This window comes from Affinundibacterium fentianense, from assembly GCF_018139545.1.
Classification (GTDB): Bacteria; Pseudomonadota; Gammaproteobacteria; order Burkholderiales; family Burkholderiaceae_D; genus Undibacterium; species Undibacterium fentianense.
Genome location: NZ_JAGSPJ010000001.1, coordinates 995,621 through 1,018,291 on the forward strand (window position 1 = coordinate 995,621; position 22,671 = coordinate 1,018,291).

Here is a 22,671-nt window from a genome sequence, read left to right on the forward strand (position 1 = left end):
AAATTGATTGAATCAAAAAATGACGAAGCCTAAATTCACTTTATACGAACCTGAACACCCCTCATCCCCTACCCTTCTCCCGCTTGCGGGAGAAGGGAGATAACAACGAAAGCTGGCAAACCTATGGCAACCAAAAAAACCAATACCTTCTCAAGCAAACCCAAATCCTCCAATGGATTATTCGGCATCTGGTTAGGCCTTTCTGCCATCGTAATTCTGCTGGATCAAATCAGCAAAATTACGATTGAACGCACATTTCAATTTGCGGAACTCTATCCTGTCACCTCTTTCTTTAATTTAACGCTCGCTTACAACAAAGGCGCAGCCTTTAGTTTCCTCGCGAGCGAAAGCGGCTGGCAACGTTATATGTTCACGGCGATTGGTGTTGTGGCCTCATTAGTGATTACCTATTTACTCAAGAAACATGCGGCACAGAAGCTCTTTTGCTGGGCACTCGCACTGATCATGGGCGGTGCCATTGGCAACGTGATCGACCGTGTTATGTATGGCCACGTCATCGATTTTCTCGATTTCCATTACAAAGACATGTACCACTTCGCGGCATTTAACTTAGCCGATAGCGCGATTTGTTTAGGTGCGGCTTTGTTCATTCTCGACGAATTACGCCGCGTCAAAAAATAAGGAAACAATCATGGCTTCCCGACTCGCTGGTAAAAAAATCGTCCTAGGTTTAACTGGTGGCGTAGCCTGTTACAAGGTCGCCGATCTTTGTCGCTCATTAGGAAAACTCGGTGCTAAAGTGCAAGTGGTGATGACACAAAGTGCCACACAATTCATTACGCCAGTCACGATGCAAGCCTTGTCGGGTAATACCGTTTACACCGATCAATGGGATGCGCGCATTGCCAACAACATGCCGCACATTGATCTAACGCGCGACGCTGATGCGATTTTGATCGCACCTTGCAGCACCAATTTCATCTACAAATTAGCACATGGCGCTTGTGACGATCTACTCTCAACACTGTGCATCGCCCGCCCTGCCCACCTTCCTTTATTCATCGCACCTGCAATGAACGTAGAAATGTGGAGCAACCCAGCGACGCAACGCAATGTGGCGCAAGTCAAACAAGACGGCATTCAAGTCTTCGGCCCCGCTGCTGGTGAACAAGCCTGTGGCGAAGTCGGCATGGGCCGCATGTTAGAACCAGCGCAAATTTTGGCAGAACTCGAAGCGGCGTTTCAAAGCAAAACAATGGCAGGGAAACGAGTACTGATCACCGCCGGTCCCACCTTTGAACCTATCGACCCCGTACGTGGCATCACCAATTTATCCTCAGGAAAAATGGGCTATGCCATCGCGCAAGCAGCATGGGAAGCAGGTGCGCATGTCACGCTAGTCTCTGGCCCAACAGCCTTAGACGCACCGTATGGCGTACAACGCCAACAAGTCCAAACCGCCCAGCAAATGCACGATGCGGTGATGGCGCAGGTCAATACGCAAGATATTTTTATCGCCGTAGCAGCGGTAGCCGATTGGCGCGTAGCAAATGCCAGCAATCAAAAAATCAAGAAGTCCAGCGACAGCGATACGCCACAACTACAGTTCGCGCAAAACCCAGACATCCTCGCCAGCGTCGCCGCGCTAGCAAAAGCCCCATACTGCGTAGGCTTCGCAGCAGAATCAGAAAACCTACTCGAATACGGCGCAGCCAAACGCATAAAGAAAAATATCCCACTCTTAGTCGGCAATATCGGCCACCAGACCTTTGGTAAAGATGAGAATGAGTTGGTGTTGTTTGATGCGAACGGACATCAGGCTTTGCCTAAGGCGGATAAGCAGAGCTTGGCGAAGCAGCTCGTCTCAGAAATTGCAAAACGAATTCAAACGAACTAAAACAACATGAAAAACATAGACCTAAAAATCCTAGACCCACGCATGAAAGACCAACTCCCTGCCTACGGCACACCGGGCAGCGCTGGCCTTGATTTGCGTGCTTGCATAGACGAAGCCATCACGATTCAACCTGGCGAAACGGTATTGATTCCAACAGGTTTGGCGATTCACATTGGCGACCCTGCGTATGCAGCAATGATCTTGCCACGCAGCGGCATGGGCCACAAAAACGGCATCGTACTTGGCAACTTAGTTGGCTTGATTGATTCTGATTACCAAGGCCAGCTGATGATCTCAACATGGAACCGTGGACAAAACGCTTTCACACTCAACCCTATGGAGCGCTTAGCACAATTGATCATCGTGCCAGTGCTACAAGTTGGATTTAACATCGTTGAAGAATTTGGCGAAAGCGAACGTGGCGAAGGTGGATTTGGTAGTACGGGCAAACACTAAAGTCTGCACCGAAGAATATTGTAGGGCGGGTGCAACCCGCGCCAACAGAAGGTTGAACACCTGAGCAGCGCGGCTTCCACCCGCCCTACGAAAAATAACAATCGAATTAGAGAAGGCTAGAAATGAAAGAATATAAGACCGTCAATCTTGAGTTCAAAAGCGGTTTTCTCAGCAAGGGTGACCCCGATATACAAACCGCTCTCAACGAACAAGCTAGCGAAGGATGGAGATTGATCCAAGTTTTGGAGCCCTCAAATACAATGGGTGAGACAAGCAAATACATCTTGATCTTGGAGAGAGATCGGTAATGCAATAAATTTGTAGGGCGGGTGCAACCCGCGCCGCCAACCCGTTAAGCACCTGAGCACCGCGTGTTCCGCCCGCCCTACGATACTACCGTCACTCCTGCGAAGGCAGGAGTCCAGCGTCTTTTCTTGATCAAGCAAAGCCTCTGGATTCCCGCCAAAAACATGCGGGAATGACGAACTTAACACTAGGCTTAACCCACGTCAGCACGTCAAACTGGAAACAAAAGAAGCAAGCATAAGCAACAAGAAACAAAGCAACATCCAAGCCTCACTTAACAAAAACTGAAGCAAACACCAACCAACAAAATTGGTTTTAACGGCGCAAACAGCTATCATATGCGCCACTAGAGAATTTCACGAAATAGCATTACGAAATGCCTTTTCAAGAGTACTCGTCGAAATATTGGAGAAAACAAACATGACAACTTTCAGCGTCAAAGACGTCCTCAATGGCAAAGCCCCAAGTGACACTAGCGTCACCGTTCAAGGTTGGGTACGTACCCGCCGCGATTCCAAGGCGGGCGTGTCTTTCTTGGCACTCACCGATGGCTCTTGCTTCGGCACTTTGCAAATCGTGGTACCGAATACTTTGTCTAACTACGATGCCGAAGTCTTGCACTTAACTGCAGGTGCATCGTTTGCTGCAACAGGCAATATCGTGCCATCGCAAGGCGGCGGTCAAAGTTTTGAGATGCAGGCAGAAAGCGTGCAGGTATTTGGCTTGGTGGAAGACCCAGACACCTACCCTATTCAACCAAAACCGCACAGCATGGAATTCTTACGCGAGAACGCTCACTTGCGCGCGCGTACCAACATCATGGGCGCCGTAGCTCGTACACGTCACTCCATCGCACAAGCTATTCACCGCTTCTTCCACGAGCAAGATTTTTACTGGGTTAACACACCAATCTTGACTGCGTCTGACTGCGAAGGTGCAGGCGAAATGTTCCGCGTATCCACCTTGGATATGATGAACTTCCCGAAAACACCAGAAGGCAAGCCAGACTTCTCTAAAGACTTCTTCGGCAAAGAAACCTTCTTGACAGTTTCTGGTCAGCTGAACGTCGAAACGTATTGCATGGCCTTGTCTAAGGTCTACACTTTCGGCCCAACCTTCCGTGCGGAAAACTCCAACACCAGCCGTCACTTGGCTGAGTTCTGGATGATAGAACCTGAAGTCGCATTCGCTGATTTGGCACAAAATGCCGACCTCGCTGAAGCGATGTTGAAATATGTGTTCACAGCAGTATTGAACGAACGTGCTGACGATATGGCCTTCTTCGAAGAGCGCGTAGAAAAAGGCGTGATCGCGAAATTGCAAAACATCATCGCCAAACCATTCGTACGTATGGACTACACCGAAGCGGTCAATATCTTGCAAAACTGCGGTCAAAAATTTGAATACCCAGTGTCATGGGGTACCGATCTGCAATCGGAACACGAACGCTACCTCGCTGAAAAACACGTCAACGGCCCAGTGGTTCTGCAAAACTATCCGAAGGACATCAAGTCTTTCTACATGCGCATGAACGACGACGGCAAAACCGTCGCAGCGATGGATATTTTAGCCCCAGGCATAGGCGAAATCATCGGCGGCTCACAACGTGAAGAGCGCTTAGACGTATTAGACGCGCGCATGGAAGAAGTCGGCTTGGCGAAAGAACCGTACTACTGGTACCGCGACCTGCGCCGCTACGGCACAGTGCCACATGCAGGTTTCGGCTTAGGCTTCGAACGCGCGGTGTCTTACATCACTGGTGTGGGTAATGTGCGGGATGTGATTCCGTTTCCGCGTACTCCGGGGAATGTGCGGTTCTAATTTTTTGGTTTGATCAGAAAGGTGGGCAAATGCTCACCTTTTTGATTTTTAATTTTAAATGGTTAGACCAACGCCGAAACATTCGTGTCAATGTATCTTCTTGAGAATGATGACGGCTAGATGTGATTTGTTTTTCGCCATACAGTATGTAAGCCTTCAGAAATGAAAGCATACAAAAGCGGGAAGTCAAGAAAGTGCATAAGAAGCTGTATTTTTTCAAATCCTATTAAGGAGATTACGATGAAAAACTTCATCGAACACATCGTCAAGATACTCACAGCAATAATGGCGATCTCGCTCGCCGCGTGCGGTGGTGGGGGTGGCGGAGGAAGCCCGGTTTCGGGTGGTGGCAATACCTGTGCTAACGGCGCAACCAACTACCCGACCTGCACCTTGCCGGTTCCAAAACCAGCATTCACATCATTTGTTTTCACCCAAATTCCTACCCTTATCGACAAGGATGCTGCATTTCCAATGACGGCAAACTATACGGGTAATGTGACATCGCTCAAATCATCAGTGGTCGCGAAATGTAATAACGCAGATGTCCCCGCAAGCATCGCAGCATGGTCAACAACATCCACATCAGCAACGTCGTCAATGACAACAACGACCTCCTACGGTGCCAATTGCACCGCGGAGGTGACTCTGATCGCAAGTGGTCCTGACGGCGATTCATTGCCTTCAAAAGCATCGATTAGCTGGAAGGTCAAAGATGCACCAATTACTACATGGTGGCCACCAAAAACTTCTATTCCGATGGGAACAAGAGTTGATGGAACAGAATTCAAACAGCTTCCTGCAGGTTGCACTTCGGTCAACATGCAATGTTGGAAAGATTTTGTGACAAACGGTCAAGCAGTATTTGTGCAAACAAGCGCAAAGATGGATGGTTCTGGTGCAGGGGTCGAAAATCGTCCAATTATTTTCGGTGTAATCCTGCGTCCGGATGGTAAAACCAATATTATGACATTTTTTGCTGATACAGGTGAACTAATGAACCCGTCCGCAGAAATTACTCAAAGTTGGTCTCCAGAACTATCCTATGTTATAGGGAACGATAAAGGATACATCATTAAAGAAAAAAATTCCGGTGCCTGCTATCAATGGCGATGGAATGGCCCAGCATCAACCAACGGATCGGTAAATGTTTGGGATTACGCAGTTGTCTCCTGTCCTTTCTAATAGAAAGTCTTACGTTAAATAGGGTCTTTATGATTTTTTGTTTCAACTATCGCGTACACATACTCTGTGCGCGCGATTTTCTTTCTTTTCATATATAAGCCATGTAGGGTGGGCACGCTTTATGTGCCCACGCGGATTGCTTGGAATGCCGACTAAAACCTCACCTCGCTTTTTATCTTTTTCACCTTTTTCAACCATAACGCGCGGGCACGATGAAGCTGTGCCCACCCTACGAATTTGCCGATGAATTCGCGATGATTTCCCTAACCCTAAACACCAGAAATCAAAAAATCCAAAGCCCCAACAATCTCAGCTCGTGCATGCGAAAGTTCGAGAGCAAACTTGCCTAACTCTTTCCTCTGTATACTTGCCAATTGCGACGTTAGCATGACAAAGTCTTATTGATCGAGTGAAAAAATCGGCGTGAGTCCCGTGAGAATTTTGGTTTTGTTTTTTCAAATTTGACGAGTGGCACGACCACGGTGGTGGCTAGATCCTGCGATAGATTACTTTGCATTTCCAACAAATAAGGACAGGTCTTTTTGCTTTGCGTATTCCTGTTGTGATAAACACAAAACTGCGCCATCAAAAACTCCGCAAGCTATCGCTATATACGCCGTCTTTTTCGACAGACTCGTTGTAAGCTGAAATAGAAGCTTGATTTTCTTCTTGCCATTTTTGTGCTTGAAACTCTCTTACCTTTACTACCAATGCCGTCTCTAGGGTCGCAGATAGATTGATGTCTAAGGCTTTCGCTTGCCTTAACAAATCGCTGTTAATGCTCAGGTTACTCGCTTTTTTCGAGGCGCTCTTATCGTATATAGATTGCATGATCAATTCCCTTAAAACACTATGCGTATAAAACGCGTTAGTCCAACCCAATTATCACGTGGATAAGGTTTTTTTGTCACTCAAGAACAGCAAGTGCATCAGACTTCATCAATCACACAATCGAATTGCCGAAATTGAATGAACCGACTTTATTCATCTCAAACCCATGTTCGTCCTTAGCCCAAAAAAAATACGGGCGATTGATGAAGCCTAATCGCTCCTACCTGCCGCCAATCGATGATTGCGTCGCAAACCCCAAATTTCACGTATACTCCACCACCCTCTTCGCGGTTTCATCACTCTTTTTCGAATTCTCGATGCTATTTGAATACCGAAAAAGGAAGCAGCGCCGAATAGACAATCATCGCATCACTCTCCTCAAGGAATCCCCATGTCACAAGTTCAATCGTGGTCTGACATTTCAGACACTAGCATTTCTGAAGTCGCCGTACGCCAACAGCATCGTCCTTCTGAAAATTTTAAGTTCTATAGCAATACCTACGAAGCCAATCAAAGCATCACGATTAAGGCATCACACGGATTTCGTCTGTATGTTTTGACTGGTAGCTGTGCTTTGAACGTCAACGGTCAAGTCGTGGAATTGGAAGCGGAGCAATTCATCCAGTTGAAAGACGGTAGTTATGTTTGCGACACAGGCAGCGAAGGCGTGAGTATTGTGAAGGTGTTTAACGCGGCGAAATCTACCGCAGCGAAGAAATAACAGAGCAAATAAAAGAGCAAAACCATGTCTGATCAAGAAGTTCAGCTGATTCAAGAAGACCGCGTGTGGCAAGGCAAAGAATGGACCGCCCGAGTCATCAAAAATGAAGATGACGATGGCTGGGCGGTGGCAATGTATAAAGACGGCCACGCTGAGCCAGCGTTGGTTGGTCCCTGGACCATGGGTCGCGACAAGAAGAACCCTAAACCCTTAGATCACAACGCCTTCAATACTTTGGTCAAAACCGCCAATGAATTTGTACGCCGTCATGAGCAACAACTACATGCGACTTTGAACAAAAGTTTGATCATCGCCAGCGACGGAATGGATTACAAAATCTGCTTACAAATCATTCCGGATGAAGATGAGCCGTATGCGTATTTGAGTGCACTGGATATGGCTGGCGAACAAATCGCGAAAGTGAAAGTTCGACCTGATTTCAAGTTGAATCAGACTTCAGCGATGAAGTGGGTGCAGAGCGAATTTGCTCGAATGGATTGATAAAATCGCTCTGCTAAACAACGCATTTGACCGGGTTTAGAGCTATCATGGGTAACAGACAATCTAGCTTGGCGCGAATGCACCGACTATAATCGCTCATCGATTTTGGCGGCAAAGTATTGCCTGAAAAATTTAGAGAAGCACTAAGTGAGATTACTCACTCGAGCAAACCACTCACTCTCAAAGGGGATGGATCATGAAAAAAAGCATACAAGTAACGGCTCTCTTGGCTGCATTTAGTGGAGGCATGTTCGTAAATTGGGCGCTTGCACAAGTGACCGCCTCCGAGGATCCACTCATCATAGAGCCGACCCACTACAAAGTCCGTTTCGAAAACGATAGGGTTCGAGTGTTGGAGGGCTTTGATGCTCCCGGAGAAAAGATCGCCATGCATGGACACCCTGACACGCTAATGGTGGTCCTTTCCCCCTTCAAACGTAAGCTTACTTTGGGAAACGGGCGGATCATCGAGACAGAATCCAAACCCGGTGACGTGAGATGGATGCCGAAGCAATCCCATGCTGGCGAGAACATCGGAGATACGGAAACTCGCGCTTTGTTTATCGAGTTCAAACAACCAGCGCGCTAACAAAAACCTCAAACCGAATGAGCCCCAATTTATATTGTAGTCTCGGGGCTAACGTGAAAAAACGGAGGTTTTTGATTTAAGATAGGGAAACATCCTGGCAATCTTTCTCAGAATGCAGAGTATTTTTGCCATACCAATTTACCCTGCAATTTAGCTAATCTAGAAAATCACATTTCTATACTGCGTCACAGTTTAGGATTCTAATCCGCAATCATCTGCAACACCACTTTGCCCTTCGCCCTGCCTTGCTCAAGATAAGCCAAACCTTGTAACGCATCATCAAAACCAAATACTTTATCGACCACAGAGCGAATCTTGCCCGCTTCGAGTAGTGCTGCGATGGCACTTAATTGTTGGCCGTCTGGTCGTACGAACATAAAACTATAATTGGCGTTACGGCTCTTGGCGAGGCGTCGAATCTTGCTGCTGATTAGACTAAAGAGGAGAGGCATAATGACATTCATGCCACGGGCGCGGGCGAAGTTGGCGTCTGGCGGACCAACTAGCGAGACTACATTGCTGCCTGGGGCGAGAATCTTGAATGTTTTTTCTAGCTCCGCGTCTCTCATGGTTCCTAATACCGCGTCATAGCCTTGTAAGACATTTTCAAACTCTTGTTTCTTGTAATCGACGACTTCATCGGCGCCAAGTTCGCGTACCAATTCAACATTGCCGGTGCTGGTGGTGGTCGCTACGAAGGCGCCAATTTGTTTTGCTAATTGAATCGCGATAGTACCAATGCCGCCAGCGCCGGCCGGAATAAAAATCTTCTGGCCGCGTTTTAATTGCATACGCTCATGCAAAGCTTGCCACGCCGTCAGCGCAACCATAGGCAGAACCGCAGCTTCAACAAAACTGATGTTGCTCGGTTTGTGGGCAACTGCGCTTTCGGGTACTGCGACGAATTCGGCAAAGCTGCCTCTATCCATGTCGAAGACACTGGCGAATACCGCATCGCCTACCTTGAAGTGTCGCACAGCTCCGCCCACTTGAACCACGACGCCAGCCAGATCACTACCCATCACAGCGGGAAGCTGAAACTTGAGGATAGGTTTAAACATACCTTTCGGGATCATATTGTCGATTGGGTTGATGCCCGCTGCATGAATTTGAACGAGTACTTCATTCGATTTGATCGTTGGACGGGCTAGTTCGGCAAATTCCAATGTTTGCTTTGCGCCATAGCCTTTGAGGACAAGTGCTTTCATGTTGTGCTTTCTGAATAGGAAGAAGGTAGATTGAATTAAGCCAGCCGCAAATCTTTGCGCAGACCTGCGTCGAGCAAAGCCGCTGGTGCATAGCTGCGTAATAAGCGTAAGCGCGCCGCCATCACGCCTGCGGTATAGCGCAATTTAGGCTTGCGAGCCTGCGCTGCTTTGAGCACGATTTGAGCGACTAGCTCTGGACTATCGGCACTTGCCAATACGGCTCGCAGATGCGCATCGACGGCAGTACGTACCTCGTGGTAATCGCCCAGTAAAGCATCGCCCTCCACCACATTCGCACCAAATGCTGTATTGGTGTAGGCAGGTTCGACCACAATGGAACGGATGCCCCATTGGCGAATTTCATGATCGAGCGATTCTGAATAGCCTTCGATCGCATGTTTGCTTGCCGAGTAGAGAGCACCATAAGGCATTGGCAAAAATCCCAACACTGAGCCGATCTGAATGATGCGACCAGCACGCTGGCGTCGCATGTGCGGCAATACTGCACGCGTCATCCGCACGGCACCAAAGAAATTGGTGTCGAACAGCGACTGTGCTTGTGCCAATGAACTTTCTTCTGCACCAGCAGGTGCAATACCAAATCCGGCATTATTCACCAGTAAGTCGATGCGCCCTTCTTTCTGTATCACCGCATCCACCGCTTGCTGTACTGAGACGTCGTCAGTGACATCCAAGCTCAGCATGGCATATGGGCGTTGACCGCCTTTTGCACCATGACGGCTGGTGCCATACACGGTGTAACCCGAGGCGGTAAGTTGTTTGGCGACCGCTTCACCAATACCGGATGAGGCACCGGTGACCAAAGCTATTTGTTTGTTCATCTTAATTTCCTTTATTTCTTTGGGTCTTACGCAAAACAGACGCTAACGTCGTTGTTGTCGCCTCGCCCCTCTGCCTCCGCAGAGGCAGTCCAAGCAAGCGTACTGTCTTCGACGACGCGCCTAGCTAGCGCAATTTTTCGTAAGCCCTATCCTTCATTAATTGAGACATTTTTCAATGCATTCTTTAAAACACTACTAAGTTGATCATTCAAACTGCAAATTTCCACAAATATGACGATCATCATATTTTTTATTAAAAAAAACGAGATTCTTACATCTGAATCTCTTTTTTGGATCTTGTATGGATCTCGCATCGAGATCCAACATTTAAATCTTCAAATTACTGCGACTGTTGCCCTGCTTTATTTTTCAAGCACTGCCAAATGCTTAAGTGCAGCCTGACGCAAAGCCGCAGACAACTTGGGATCATCCACTGCGCGTGAAACAATCGTCGTACCAATCAAACTACACAGCAACAGCATCGCTCTTTCATGCGCGACAGACTGCCCCCAATCTGGCATCTGTCTGGCAATCAAATCAATCATCTCTTTAATATGCACCGTCGCCGCGCGACGTACCTCTGGCGCTTGACGCGGCATCTCAGAACCGAGTGCAGACACGGGGCAACCTGTCTCAATCAACTGCATATGTTCTTCAGACAAATAAGCCTGGATAATGTGTTGCAGGGCCTCGCCAGGTGGTGCTGCTGCGGCAATCTGCGCCGCGATCGCCACCGACTCCGCACCAGCACGATCCCCCGCCTCCGCCAACAAGGCATCTCGCGATGGAAAGTGCGCATAAAAACCACCATGCGTTAAACCAGCTTCTTTCATGATATCCGCCACGCCAGTGCCGTCATAGCCACTACGCCGAATCGCACGCGATGCGACCTCGACAATACGCTCATGGCTCGCTTCTTTGCGAGATTGCGTCGTTGAATTGCTTGAAGAACGGCTGGATTTAGTTTTCATGATGGTCATCATATCACAATGAATTCAAACATGCTCGTCAATACGCAATATCGCCAAATTACTTACTTATTATACAAATTCATTGCGTCACTTCATTAGAGTAAAAAGTGATGAGCACTATCATCCTGCGATCAACACTACGCGGTGAAAGACACTATTTCTTCAAGCCAAATGCGACTGTCGTATGGCAAAATGCGCAACTCAAACTCTATTGAGAGTAGATTCCCTATTGCACATCGTCTGCATGACGCGCATTGCTTTCGACTATACGTAGGTGAAAAAAGCATTATTTGCAGCCCGAATCCAGTTGCTCGCAAACTTCCTTTAATTTTAGCAAGCCAATTCTTTCAACTTTCAACCTTCACTCATGCCCGCTATTGCTTCATTCGTCACATCAGGATTTTCTCGTTGGTGAATGTCAACGACACTTCTATCAACGCCAACAGCGTCATCTTTACGAGAAAACAAAACAAGCAGACGTTTCATTCATTGAGGAGCAAGACCCTATGACCACCCCTATTTCATCCCTAAGCAAACGTGAGCGATTATTTCGCCTTGGTTACTTATTGTTCGGTATCAACTTACCTGAGCAAGATCAATCGACTTCAGCAAATTCCTCACTGTCGACAAGCTCGGCAAGCGAACTGAAGAAACTTGTACTCCGCATTTTCTTGGCCGTCGCATTCGCGCTGGCTTGTGTTTATTTGATTTCAAGCTTCGAGGATTTTGTAAGCGGTTTTATCGATGGCTGGAATATGGCAGGCAATGCGGACGATTTGAAATTCGAGACGTGGCGCATGTCGCAACAATTGCTGTTGAGCTTGCTCGCTGTCATGTGGTTCCTAACACATAACTTCTTATTGAAACGTGCCATCGCACAAACAATCGCACGTCACGATGCTGAACGTGAACGCGCCAATCGATTGGAAATCACCAGCACGCTGCAGTTACTCAAAGCGCAAATTGAGCCACACTTTTTGTTCAATACATTGGGTCTGGTACAACACTTAGCCGAACCCACCGCACCGCAAGCCGCAGCGCTCACCGCTGATTTGATTCAGTTTTTGCGCGCCACACTGGAGAGCTTAAGGTCAGATACGATTTCACTGGAAGACGATTGCAAAACTTGCGATGCCTACCTCAAAATTATGCAAACGCGCTTACCTCGTCGTTTAAGTTATGCCATCGATTGCGAGCCCAGATTACAGCAATTTCGATTGCCATCGGCTTTACTACTCACTTTGGTCGAAAACGCAATCAAACATGGGATTGAGCCCGCCGTTGATGGTGGTCATATCAACATCGTCGCGCATCAAGTCGATCAACAAGTCCACATTACCGTTATCGATACAGGGCTTGGATTTGGAGACGATATTGGACATGGTTTAGGTCTCGAGCATATTCGCAATCGATTGGCGCTTAGCTATGGCGACAAGGCAAAGCTAGAACTAGAAGAAAATGAACCGCGTGGCGTGATTGCACGCTTGGTATTGCCAACATAATTTCAGACTATCCACCGAATAGAAAATATATGAATCATTTAGTCCAATCCACGTTTACAGTGCTAATCGCCGAAGATGAAGACATGATGCGCGAACGCCTTGTCTCGCAATTGAAACAGTGCTGCCCGCAAGCCCAAATTGTCGCGATTGCTGAGAATGGCAATGATGCCTGGGACTTGTGGTTAAAGCATGAACCGGATGTGGTATTCCTCGATATTCAAATGCCTGGATTAAGCGGGCTGGCCGTTGCAGAACGAATTCGCGCACGTTCACACATCGTCTTTGTCACCGCCTACGATCAACATGCGTTGCAAGCGTTTGAACATGCAGCGCTCGATTACCTGCTTAAACCCGTGACCCTAGAACGCTTAGAGCAAACGATCAAGCGTCTCGTTGAACGCATTCAAAGTTCAGGCAAGCTCATTTCGCAAACGGTAGAAAGTAGTATCTCAAAATCACAGACGGAAGCACTAAATAGCATTGCTCATGAAAACCAAGCGAACGAAAAAAAGACCAAACCAAAATGGCTCAGGGCCAGTGTTGGCAAGCAAATTCGCTTGATTCATCTCAATGATATTTTATTCTTGCAATCAGATACCAAGTACACACGCATCGTAACCAAAGACGGTGAAGCTTATATTCGCACGGCACTCAAAGATTTAATCGAGATGCTGGATCCAGAAATTTTCTGGCAAATTCATCGCGGCACGGTGGTGAACGCACACGCGATTGAATCAGCAGAAAGAATCGATAGCGAACGCTTAGAAGTGAATCTAAAGAACTGTACGGAACGCTTAACGGTAAGCAGAAGCTTCGGCTATTTATTCAGAGAATCCAGTTGAGTCGAAGCAGAGTTTCACTTCGCAGAAGTGTCTGACCTCACTAAGCTAAAGTTGCGCATCCAATCTAGCAAATTTAAATTGATTTTTTAATTACTTTCAGTGTCTAATATGCGCCTACTTTAAGGGGGGGGAATTAATGCGTTTTGTTTTTAGACTTGTCGCTTTCGTACTTTCATGTGTGCTGGCCGGCTGCGGTGGCGCTGGCTCAAATCAGGTAAGCGAATACAGCAGCCACGCACCTGCTCCAAGCAATTTAATCATCCCGTTTATTGGTCAACGTGCAGACTATGTAATCACCAAAACAAACACGGGGTACGCAGTTCAACATATCAAGACGCAGACGACTACGACAGTATCAGATTCGAGCGTTCTAAAATTTGACGATGTTTCCGTCACTCTTTCAACACAACTTCAAGCAGCTAAGCTCAAATCTTCCGATTTAAACAGCTTGCTCGAACTCTATGTTGCCTTTTTCAATCGAGTTCCAGACGCAGACGGCTTAAACTATTGGATCGATCAATTGCGCGGTGGCGCGAGTCTAGAACAGATTGCAGACAGCTTTTACCAAGCTGCGATTCAATATGCATCGATCACTGGCTACTCAAATAGTATGAGTAACGTCGATTTCGTCAAAGTCATTTACAAAAACGTTCTTGGCCGCTCCGGTGCAACGGCACCACCTGATGCTGACGTGAACTATTGGGCCGATTTGCTTCGTTCTGGCCAAGTGACCAAAGGAAAATTAGTCAGCACCATGCTATCGGTCGCGCATAATTTTAAAGGTGATGTGACATGGGGTTGGGTCGACCAATTATTGACAAACAAAATCAAAATAGCGCATTACTTTAGTGTCGAGCACGGCCTATCCTATAACTCGGCAGAAGATTCGATCAAGAAAGGGATGGCGATCGCCGCCGCGGTCACGGCCAGTGATACGGAGACTGCCAAAGCAATGATCGGTATTGAATCCTATCCTTCACGCGACCCAAACACACCTTCGAATTTATGGTCGCCGAACCCGACTTCATTACCTGCTAGTGGCAACTACATCTATCTTCAAAGTGACGGCGGTGATTACATTGGCGGAGGACAAACCTACCTCTATACCAATACAGATACGATATTTTCTGTGCGTAATTCGACCGACACAATTCATATCGGTGTCACTGGCAACCAATCTTGGAGTGGTGATTTTCAAGTGATGGCCTCACAAAATAAATTACTCAAAGGCTATTACGGTGGTTTAACCCGTTATCCTTTTAATAGTAACGGGCAAGGCGGTCTATCGTGGTCTGGTCAAGGTCGTGGATGCAATCAATTAACTGGATGGTTCGTTATCGATAAAATTGAAATCACCTCCGGGGCCATCTCCCAACTTGACATGCGCTTTGAACAGCATTGCGAAGGCGGAACATACGCCTTGCGTGGTGCCATTCATTGGAGTCAAAAAGACGATACTGCCAATCCACTCGGACCTGTTTTACCGATCCCCTCCGATCTATGGCAACCACAATCAGGCATGACACCCTCTACTGGTAACTATGTATATCTGCAAAGTGACTCAGGAGATTACATTGGAGGTGGAAAAACTTACACTTACACCAATGACGATACAAACTTCGTATTGAATTCCGGTTCAGACTTTCTGTCAATTAACGTTGGCGGGGATCAAGCTTGGCGAGGCGAATTCAAAGCGATGCAAGGTCTGTCTCAAATGCAAGTTGGGTACTACGGGAAACTAACGCGCTACCCTTTCAACAATCCTATGATTGGCGGTATCTCATGGAGCGGCGAAGGACGAGGCTGCAACACGCTCAATGGTTGGTTTGCGATTGATAGCATTAGCTTTAGTGGTGGGCAACTGCAATCGATCGAAATGCGCTTTGCACAGTATTGTGAAGGTGGCTCATCGGCGTTACGCGGAAAGATCAAATGGGATAAAAACGCCGTTGCCTCTTCATTAGGTCCCGTATTCCCAATCCCAGCGACACTCTGGCGCCCACAAACAAACATGGTGCCGAGTACTGGCAATTACGTCTATCTTCAAAGTGATTCCAACGACTACATTGGCGCCGGGCGCACCTACACTTATACTGACACCAATGCCAAGATTTCTTTGGATATTGGAACAGGGAGAATTAACCTTGGCATCAGTGGTCAAGAATATTGGAGTGCGACTTTCCAAGCAATGAATTCTTTAGAACTTTTGAAGCCAGGCTACTATGGTGGCCTCCAACGCTATCCATTTCATAATGCAGCCAAAGGCGGATTAAGCTTTTCTGGCAATGGCCGAGGTTGCAACACTTTAACGGGCTGGTTTGCAATCGATAAAATTACATGGTCCGCTGGCTCAGTCGCCGCGTTAGAAATGCGCTTTGAGCAGCACTGCGAAGGCGGAACCAGTGCACTCAAAGGGCAAATTCATTGGTATCGCCAATGATATAGGCGCATCGATTACAATCAACCATTGTCATTCCTTAGTAAGCTTAGTAAGGCGGCTGTTTTTGCCAAGCCGCCATTTCATCAGCAGATCTCGGTGAATTGGTTCACAATCCAATGCACATGTACTTTCCGAGCGACGAGTCTCTCCAGCCCGAATTTTCTTATAAAGATTTGCTCTGGGATGTACATGTGAATAACGACTAAGCATTCTCTTACATTGTCCTGCATTCACAGCGAGACACAGGTTTGCAAGAATAGAATTTAAACATAGAAGGAATGAGATGAGTTTTGAAACGATGTTAGAACAAGCCGAGCAATCTTCTACCGTGATAATGGAGTCTGGTTGGGGACAAGGTCGCGCTCTATTTGGAGGCATTTTAGGTGCCTTAGTGGTTGCGCATTTGCAAGCGCGCTCAACGAGTGATGCAAAGCTGCGCGCCCTGACAATTTCATTTGTTGCGCCAGTTGAAGTAGGCGAAGTTGAATTCAAAGCTGAGGTGCTACGCGCAGGAAAATCGGTCACGCAAATGCAATGTCATGTAATGCAACAAGATAAGGTCGTTGTAAGCGCACTCGCCAGTTTTGGTGCGGCACGCAGTTCGCAAGTCGTCGTCACGAGTGAGGCGGCGCCGAATATTGGTGCGATCAAAGATGGCCTAAGCTTCCCGTATATCGACGGAATCGTGCCCGAGTTCACGCGCAAGATCGACTTTCTTTATACCGATTGTGATTTGCCATTCAGCGCCTCATCGAAGTCGCACATCAATGGCTGGATGCGTTGGAAGGACAGCGCGGAAGTGAGCGCTGCATGTGCGCCACTATTGAGTTTGATTGCACTCATCGACGCGTGGCCGCCAGCAATTTTGCAAATGCTGGAACGTCCCAGCCCTGCCAGCAGCTTAACGTGGACTTTGGAATTTCCCAGCATAGACGCGGCGGCCTTGTCACAACAAACTAATCCATGGTGGCAATACCGCGCACAGACGGATGCCGCGCACAACGGTTATGGTCATATTGCGGCTGAGGTCTGGAATGAAGATGGCCAACTCGTTGCGATTAGCCGTCAAACCGTCACTGTCTTTGCTTGACGCCACTTAAATAGTGCGAAGAAAGTGCTTAGAACTAGACTTAGGACTAAGCTTCAAGCCAAAAGAAATACACTTCGGCTTTGCTCTATTTTGCTCTGTTTTGTTCTGTTGGATTTTGAGTTTATGAAAGAGCTTGAGGCCATCACCAAACGAATTAAGTGTGCTAAGCATGGTCTTGTAGCATTCTCGACAGATTGACGATCCACACCTTTTAGTTATTGATACGAACGGTTTCTTGCATTTGTCCGACATTGCCATTCTGATCGCTTGCAATGACGATGACGGAATACAGTCCATTCGGAAATACAGCGTCGCCTTGTGCATTCTTGGCAGCGGTATCCCAGTATAAATCTTCGTCGCGCGCATTGATTTTTTGCGGCACGGTATGATTCGGTAAATTTGTTAGCACCCACCAAAGATAGGCCTTCTTAGTCCACGAGCCAGCCTCGAGTAAATCGGGGCGTTTAAATAACAAATTGGCCTCTGCTTTTGCTGTGTTTATGTCACCCAGAAATGGTGGCGTCAACTGAATATTCTGCAGCTGTGATTGATGTTGCCATTTTATTTGGCCTTGTAAATCACTGATGCGAATCTCGAATTTTTCTGGCGCGCTTCGACTAACATAATTGCTTGGATGATTTGGACTCAAGTCGCGTATGGCGAGGACGATATCAACTTTGCCGTAAATGCCTTGGCTGGGATTGATCTCCACTTCACTCGCATTCTTGAAATAACGCAATCCGCTATTAAACTCGGGCTTTTGTTCGTCCGGAAGCGTGAATAAATGATTGGGATAGAGTGAAATCGTATCGCGAAACCATGAGCCAGTTGCGGCACGTTGTACGTAATTGAAATGGGTATGCGAATTCCCTTTTAATATGCGCCCTACATACTGGCCTTGCCATACTTGCGAGCCGACTTTGAGGCGTGGATCAACCACCAAGTGCGCCATTTGCCATGCTGTTTCAGGCTTGGCTGGATCATCCACTGTAATAATGTCACCACTTATATCGCGAATCACACCAGTTTGAACTGCATACACTGGACTACCGTCAGCTAGCATAAAGTCTAAACCATCATGCAAATACATACTACTGCGCCCGTCATCACTGCCTTGGTACATCGCAAAATTGTTTAGTACCCACAAGCTAGATCGCATCTGCTCATATTCCATTGCCGTCATATTGGGAGCATGTTGCGGAAATGGTAGTTTCCCACTTGGTGGTGGCACCAGATAAGTTGGTGCCACTGTAGGAATGGCGGGCAGATCATTTCCTGTACTGGGATTATTTGGTAGCGCTGGGTTTGAACTAGCGTTCGTTCCGCCAGAGCCGCCGCAAGAAACCCCACTCGCACATAAGATGATACCGGCACAAAAACGAAGTAAGCTGTATGGTAATGAACGCATACATCCATCCTAAAGTTTGATCTTCTTCATCGATCGTCAGTGCCAAACAATCTGCCGCACCGAAATCAATATGCTTGTGATCGTATGGTTAGTCGTAATCGCCATGAAAAAAAGAATCAATAGAGGCAGTATTTTGTGCGATGCTAGCCAGTACAATTCGATTTAATTTCAAGCCGCACATTAGGTTAAAAAGTAACAAAAATAAAAGATAACGAGAAAATATAAAATAATACATTGCAATAGATCTTCGGGAAAGTATGCGGGGCCTTGTGGAATAGATTTCAACCTACCAAGGAATCAATCGATGATGCGATACGCCTAAATTTTTGGTCTTTATTCAAATTGGTACACACTATGCACGCTCATCACGATCACATTAGAGACACAATTGACCAGATCTACCGTGGTTCATCGCGACACATTTTCGCCACATTGGTGCGCCTTTTAGGTGACTTCGATTGGGCAGAAGAAGCGCTACACGAGGCCTTTCGCGCAGCTATCGAGAAATGGCCCACACAAGGACTTCCTGCTAATCCGAATGCTTGGTTAGTCTCCGCAGGTCGCTTTAAAGCGATTGATGGGATACGACGTAACCAACGGCTTACTGCATGGGACGATGCAGCCGAACAGGCCGAAAACATAGCAGACGAGACCCCAACATGGGACGAAATCCAAGAGCACCAAATACTGGAAGACGATCGCTTACGATTGGTGTTCACCTGCTGTCACCCTAGCCTCTCATTTGATGCGCAAGTCGCGCTGACTTTACGTGAAGTTTGCGGACTCACGACCGAAGAAATTGCCAACGCATTTTTGCTACCCGCCCCAACTTTGGCGCAACGGATTGTTCGTGCCAAAACCAAAATTCGCGATGCACGGATTCCATATCAAGTGCCAGAAGCAGCGCAGCTTCCAGAAAGACTCGCGAGTGTATTACGTGTAATTTATTTGGTATTTAACGAGGGTTACTCTGCTTCAAGTGGCGATTCTCTCACTCGTAGTGAACTGTCGAATGAAGCAATTCGATTGGCTCGCTTACTACGTGATCTACTACCTGAACAAGCGGAAATAATGGGCATATTGGCTCTGATGTTGTTACATGAGTCTCGCCGCACCGCTAGGTTAAGGACACAAGATTCAACCCAACATGATCTCATCCCACTCGACGAACAAGATCGGAGTCTGTGGCATGCCGCATTGATTGACGAGGGATGTAGCTTAGCGGAGCAAGCACTACGCACAGGACAATTCGGTATTTATAGTTTGCAAGCAGCAATCTCTGCCGTGCACGCGGAAGCCAAAACCAGCAAGGACACCGATTGGATTCAAATCATCGGACTCTATGACGCTTTGTTTCGTCTAGAGCCTAGTGCGATTGTGAGCCTCAATCGCTCGGTCGCTGTTGCCATGCACGAAGGACCAGCGCGAGGATTATCCATAGTGACCACACTTTTGCAAGACGAGTCGATGCGAAAGTACCATTTAGCTCATGCCGCACAAGCGGATATGTATCGGCGTTTAGCTTATTTTCAAGAAGCCAAGGCAGCATATGAACAAGCGTTAAGCTTAAGCAAACAAGGTGCAGAACAACGATTTCTGAAACGACGTATCGCTGAGATGCAGACACTTTCTCAAGGAATCGCATAAACAAATCTCGCCTTAATAAAGACTCGCGTACGAGTCTTCACTCAAAAACCAAACAATATAAAAAAAAATTTTAAGTTCGTGTCGAATTGGGCTTCCTCGGTTCGACTAAGTAAAGAAAAGGAGAGCAGTCATGCTAAGAACACAAGTGACACGGGCAGTTCGCGTTCCATGCATCCGATTCAACATCATTCAACATGAGGAGAACCTTCAATGACAACAGGTACAGTTCAACTACACCGTATTCTCAAAGCGAGTCCCGACAAAGTTTATCGCGCTTTTTTGGACAAAGCGGCCACCGCGAAATGGATAGCGCCCTACGGGTTCACTTGCACGGTGCACCACATGGATACCAAAGTCGGTGGCACCTTTAGGATGTCATTCGAGAATTTTTCAACAGGACATTCACATGCTTTTGGGGGTGAGTATTTAGAACTCATTCCAGGCGAATTGCTGCGCTATACCGACAAATTTGAAGATCCCAATCTTCCAGGCGAGTTGCTCGTCACGATTACACTCAAAGCAGTCGCCTGTGGCACGGAATTGAATGTCGTTCAGAGTGGTATTCCTGAGGTCATTCCCGTCGAAATGTGCTATCTCGGCTGGCAAGAATCTCTAGAGCAGTTGGCAAAATTGGTCGAGCCAGACATTGCTGGTTAGATTTGAGAACGGGCTCAAACAAGCATTGAATTGACAATCAAAAACAGAAATGGAGACGAATGATGGCCTATGTTGATGGATTCGTATGCGCGGTCGCGACTGCGAACAAAGAACAATATCTTACCCATGCAAAGCTCATTGCGAGCGTATTCAAAGAGCATGGGGCACTACAAGTCGTGGAATGCTGGGGGGATGATGTGCCTGATGGAAAAGTGACTTCTTTTCCACTAGCTGTCCAACGAAAAGAGGATGAAACGGTCGTTTTCTCATGGGTACGTTGGCCTTCGCGCACTATACGAGATCAGGCTTGGGGAAAGGTAATGCAAGACCCACGACTGAGTGATCAAGATCGAATTTTGCCTTTTGATGGGCAGCGCCTCATTTATGGTGGCTTTGAGATGCTACTAGAAATTGAATAAAAAACCTTTCAATTGAATACGACATTTCACGACACTTGATTAATCAAACCTCAAAGGAATCCCTATGCCAAAAATGATTTTTGTCAATTTACCAGTCACTGAGCTCTCAAATTCTATTGCCTTTTATACTGCGATCGGCGGCAGCAGAAATCCGCAGTTTTCAGACGATACCGCCGCTTGCATGGTGCTTTCAGAATCCATCCATGTCATGCTGCTGACCCACGCCAAATACAGCACATTCACGACCCGACCGATTGCAAATACGCACGCCACTAGTGCCAGCTTGCTTGCACTCACGTTCGATAGTCGCGACGAGGTGAATGCAACGCTTGATCTTGCGGTCGCTGCAGGTGGCCTAGCAGATCCCAATCCGCAACAAGATCTCGGCTTCATGTTCAGTCGCTCGGTACAAGACCCAGACGGTCATGTGTGGGAAATATTTTGGATGGACCCTACTGCACTCGCCACCACCTAACTATCCTAATTGAAAAAGGAGCACCGTCATGAAATACCTGTGTCTCGTCTATCTATCAGAAGAGAATTGGAATGCATGTCCTGACCCAACATGTTTTGCCTTTGCCGAGCAACTCGCCAAAAGTGGGCATATGATCGCCGCAGAACCCTTACACCCAATACAAACCGCGACAACGGTACGAGTACGTAATGGACAAATGTCGATGACTGACGGCCCCTTTGCTGAGACCAAAGAACATTTAGCAGGCTTCTATTTAATTGATGCCAAAGATCTCAATGAGGCAGTCAGCTGGGCCGCAAAAATTCCTCCCGCCAAATTCGGAAGTATCGAAGTCCGGCCAGTACGCGAATTAGATTTGGGTGTCGCGCCGAGCTAATCATATTCAACCTGCTAGGGTCAAACGATCATTACGAGGACAGAACGAATTCACTGTTTGCTTTCAATGAGTCACTTTATTTAAAAAAAGGAAAAACATGGCTAAGACCATCACGATCAGCTTACCCGTCACCGACATCAATGCGTCGAAAGCGTTCTATACAGAGCTCGGCTTTACATTCAATCCAAAATGGGGCGACGAAAGTGCAGCATTAATGGTGTGGAGCGACACCATCAGCGTCATGTTGTTGACGCACGAAAAATGGAGCAGCTTTACGACACGCCCAATTCCTCCAACTACATCAAGCGAAGTCGCGCTGAATATAAGCTGTGATTCGCGCGAAGATGTGGATGCGATGAATCAGGTTGCTCTAACAAAGGGCGGAATCGCCGATATCAATCCAATTCAAGATCATGGTTTCATGTATGGCCGCGACTTCGCTGATCTTGATGGTCATATTTGGGGTGCGGTATGGATGGATATGTCTGCAATGCCAACAGAAGACTAGTCTCCTGCAAAACTGTCT

Annotated in this window: 27 protein-coding genes; 19 read left to right on the forward strand and 8 right to left on the reverse strand. The window is 47.2% G+C overall.

All coding sequences use genetic code 11. From position 1 onward, the window contains the following. Nucleotides 1-123: 123 nt before the first annotated feature. The 6 genes from lspA (at nt 124) to KDM90_RS04380 (ending at nt 5,626) form a co-directional block, all read left to right on the forward strand. Nucleotides 124-642 (forward strand): signal peptidase II, encoded by a 519-nt coding sequence (lspA, locus tag KDM90_RS04355; RefSeq protein WP_212674321.1) that lies wholly within the window; start codon nt 124-126, stop codon nt 640-642. A gap of 10 nt (nt 643-652) precedes the next feature. Further along, nucleotides 653-1,858 carry a bifunctional phosphopantothenoylcysteine decarboxylase/phosphopantothenate--cysteine ligase CoaBC gene (gene coaBC, locus KDM90_RS04360; RefSeq protein WP_212674322.1) on the forward strand — a complete coding sequence of 402 codons (1,206 nt, stop codon included), beginning with the start codon at nt 653-655 and terminating at the stop codon, nt 1,856-1,858. A 6-nt stretch (nt 1,859-1,864) separates the two neighbouring features. Continuing rightward, nucleotides 1,865-2,314, forward strand: coding sequence for a dUTP diphosphatase (gene dut / locus KDM90_RS04365; RefSeq protein WP_212674323.1), 450 nt, complete (start codon nt 1,865-1,867; stop codon nt 2,312-2,314). 122 nt (nt 2,315-2,436) lie between these two features. Then, entirely contained in the window at nt 2,437-2,622 is a 186-nt protein-coding gene (locus KDM90_RS18420; protein ID WP_212674324.1) for a DUF4177 domain-containing protein, read from the forward strand. Nucleotides 2,623-3,040: 418 nt separating this feature from the next. Then, the gene (asnS, locus tag KDM90_RS04375; protein WP_212674325.1) at nt 3,041-4,441 is read left to right on the forward strand and encodes an asparagine--tRNA ligase; all 1,401 of its coding nucleotides are present in this window, start codon (nt 3,041-3,043) and stop codon (nt 4,439-4,441) included. 240 nt (nt 4,442-4,681) lie between these two features. Further along, nucleotides 4,682-5,626: a PQQ-binding-like beta-propeller repeat protein gene (locus tag KDM90_RS04380; protein ID WP_212674326.1), complete on the forward strand. Its 945-nt coding sequence runs from the start codon at nt 4,682-4,684 to the stop codon at nt 5,624-5,626. A 269-nt stretch (nt 5,627-5,895) separates the two neighbouring features. On the opposite strand, the gene KDM90_RS18425 is transcribed toward KDM90_RS04380, so the two are convergent. The 3 genes from KDM90_RS18425 to KDM90_RS04395 are packed head-to-tail and all read right to left on the reverse strand — an operon-like array spanning nt 5,896 to nt 6,457. Then, nucleotides 5,896-6,015: a CcdB family protein gene (locus tag KDM90_RS18425; protein ID WP_212674327.1), complete on the reverse strand. Its 120-nt coding sequence runs from the start codon at nt 6,013-6,015 to the stop codon at nt 5,896-5,898. Continuing rightward, complete coding sequence (locus KDM90_RS18430) at nt 6,009-6,212, reverse strand: CcdB family protein (protein ID WP_212674328.1); 204 nt, start codon at nt 6,210-6,212, stop codon at nt 6,009-6,011. Before KDM90_RS18430 ends, KDM90_RS18425 begins: the two co-directional genes overlap by 7 nt. Next, a complete protein-coding gene (locus tag KDM90_RS04395) occupies nt 6,212-6,457 on the reverse strand; it encodes a type II toxin-antitoxin system CcdA family antitoxin (RefSeq protein ID WP_212674329.1) in 246 nt (81 codons plus the stop codon). Before KDM90_RS04395 ends, KDM90_RS18430 begins: the two co-directional genes overlap by 1 nt. Nucleotides 6,458-6,848: 391 nt before the next feature. Between KDM90_RS04395 and KDM90_RS04400 the strand changes: the two genes are divergently transcribed. From KDM90_RS04400 to KDM90_RS04410, 3 genes are all read left to right on the forward strand, one after another. Then, nucleotides 6,849-7,178 carry a hypothetical protein gene (locus tag KDM90_RS04400; RefSeq protein WP_212674330.1) on the forward strand — a complete coding sequence of 110 codons (330 nt, stop codon included), beginning with the start codon at nt 6,849-6,851 and terminating at the stop codon, nt 7,176-7,178. A 24-nt stretch (nt 7,179-7,202) separates the two neighbouring features. Then, the gene (locus KDM90_RS04405; RefSeq protein ID WP_212674331.1) at nt 7,203-7,679 is read left to right on the forward strand and encodes a hypothetical protein; all 477 of its coding nucleotides are present in this window, start codon (nt 7,203-7,205) and stop codon (nt 7,677-7,679) included. Nucleotides 7,680-7,875: 196 nt separating this feature from the next. Next, nucleotides 7,876-8,268, forward strand: coding sequence for a cupin domain-containing protein (locus KDM90_RS04410; protein WP_212674332.1), 393 nt, complete (start codon nt 7,876-7,878; stop codon nt 8,266-8,268). A 200-nt stretch (nt 8,269-8,468) separates the two neighbouring features. Here the strand turns inward: KDM90_RS04410 and KDM90_RS04415 are convergent, their stop codons facing one another. From KDM90_RS04415 to KDM90_RS18135, 4 genes are all read right to left on the reverse strand, one after another. Continuing rightward, entirely contained in the window at nt 8,469-9,476 is a 1,008-nt protein-coding gene (locus KDM90_RS04415) for an NADP-dependent oxidoreductase (RefSeq protein WP_212674333.1), read from the reverse strand. 35 nt (nt 9,477-9,511) lie between these two features. Further along, a complete protein-coding gene (locus tag KDM90_RS04420) occupies nt 9,512-10,318 on the reverse strand; it encodes an oxidoreductase (protein WP_212674334.1) in 807 nt (268 codons plus the stop codon). A gap of 362 nt (nt 10,319-10,680) precedes the next feature. Then, on the reverse strand, nt 10,681-11,301 hold the full coding sequence (locus KDM90_RS04425; RefSeq protein WP_212674335.1) for a TetR/AcrR family transcriptional regulator: 621 nt from the start codon (nt 11,299-11,301) through the stop codon (nt 10,681-10,683). Nucleotides 11,302-11,643: 342 nt separating this feature from the next. Further along, a complete protein-coding gene (locus KDM90_RS18135; protein WP_268977726.1) occupies nt 11,644-11,775 on the reverse strand; it encodes a hypothetical protein in 132 nt (43 codons plus the stop codon). 20 nt (nt 11,776-11,795) lie between these two features. On the opposite strand from KDM90_RS18135, the gene KDM90_RS04430 reads away from it, so the two are divergent. From KDM90_RS04430 to KDM90_RS04445, 4 genes are all read left to right on the forward strand, one after another. Further along, nucleotides 11,796-12,791, forward strand: a complete 996-nt coding sequence (locus tag KDM90_RS04430; protein ID WP_212674336.1) for a sensor histidine kinase — start codon at nt 11,796-11,798, stop codon at nt 12,789-12,791. 29 nt (nt 12,792-12,820) lie between these two features. Next, nucleotides 12,821-13,633: a LytR/AlgR family response regulator transcription factor gene (locus KDM90_RS04435; protein WP_212674337.1), complete on the forward strand. Its 813-nt coding sequence runs from the start codon at nt 12,821-12,823 to the stop codon at nt 13,631-13,633. A 136-nt stretch (nt 13,634-13,769) separates the two neighbouring features. After that, nucleotides 13,770-16,073 carry a DUF4214 domain-containing protein gene (locus KDM90_RS04440; protein ID WP_212674338.1) on the forward strand — a complete coding sequence of 768 codons (2,304 nt, stop codon included), beginning with the start codon at nt 13,770-13,772 and terminating at the stop codon, nt 16,071-16,073. A gap of 283 nt (nt 16,074-16,356) precedes the next feature. After that, nucleotides 16,357-17,163 carry a thioesterase family protein gene (locus KDM90_RS04445; RefSeq protein WP_212674339.1) on the forward strand — a complete coding sequence of 269 codons (807 nt, stop codon included), beginning with the start codon at nt 16,357-16,359 and terminating at the stop codon, nt 17,161-17,163. Nucleotides 17,164-17,374: 211 nt separating this feature from the next. Here the strand turns inward: KDM90_RS04445 and KDM90_RS04450 are convergent, their stop codons facing one another. Next, nucleotides 17,375-18,571, reverse strand: coding sequence for a M23 family metallopeptidase (locus KDM90_RS04450; RefSeq protein ID WP_212674340.1), 1,197 nt, complete (start codon nt 18,569-18,571; stop codon nt 17,375-17,377). Nucleotides 18,572-18,925: 354 nt separating this feature from the next. Here KDM90_RS04450 and KDM90_RS04455 point away from each other — a divergent pair, with 354 nt between their 5' ends. The 6 genes from KDM90_RS04455 (at nt 18,926) to KDM90_RS04480 (ending at nt 22,653) form a co-directional block, all read left to right on the forward strand. After that, a complete protein-coding gene (locus KDM90_RS04455; protein WP_212674341.1) occupies nt 18,926-20,218 on the forward strand; it encodes an RNA polymerase sigma factor in 1,293 nt (430 codons plus the stop codon). A gap of 210 nt (nt 20,219-20,428) precedes the next feature. Beyond that, on the forward strand, nt 20,429-20,875 hold the full coding sequence (locus tag KDM90_RS04460; protein ID WP_212674342.1) for an SRPBCC family protein: 447 nt from the start codon (nt 20,429-20,431) through the stop codon (nt 20,873-20,875). Nucleotides 20,876-20,937: 62 nt separating this feature from the next. Beyond that, a complete protein-coding gene (locus KDM90_RS04465) occupies nt 20,938-21,294 on the forward strand; it encodes a DUF1428 domain-containing protein (RefSeq protein ID WP_212674501.1) in 357 nt (118 codons plus the stop codon). A gap of 64 nt (nt 21,295-21,358) precedes the next feature. Continuing rightward, nucleotides 21,359-21,769, forward strand: coding sequence for a VOC family protein (locus KDM90_RS04470; RefSeq protein ID WP_212674343.1), 411 nt, complete (start codon nt 21,359-21,361; stop codon nt 21,767-21,769). A 28-nt stretch (nt 21,770-21,797) separates the two neighbouring features. Beyond that, nucleotides 21,798-22,145, forward strand: coding sequence for a YciI family protein (locus KDM90_RS04475; RefSeq protein WP_212674344.1), 348 nt, complete (start codon nt 21,798-21,800; stop codon nt 22,143-22,145). A 97-nt stretch (nt 22,146-22,242) separates the two neighbouring features. Beyond that, nucleotides 22,243-22,653, forward strand: coding sequence for a VOC family protein (locus tag KDM90_RS04480; protein WP_212674345.1), 411 nt, complete (start codon nt 22,243-22,245; stop codon nt 22,651-22,653). Nucleotides 22,654-22,671: the final 18 nt, after the last annotated feature.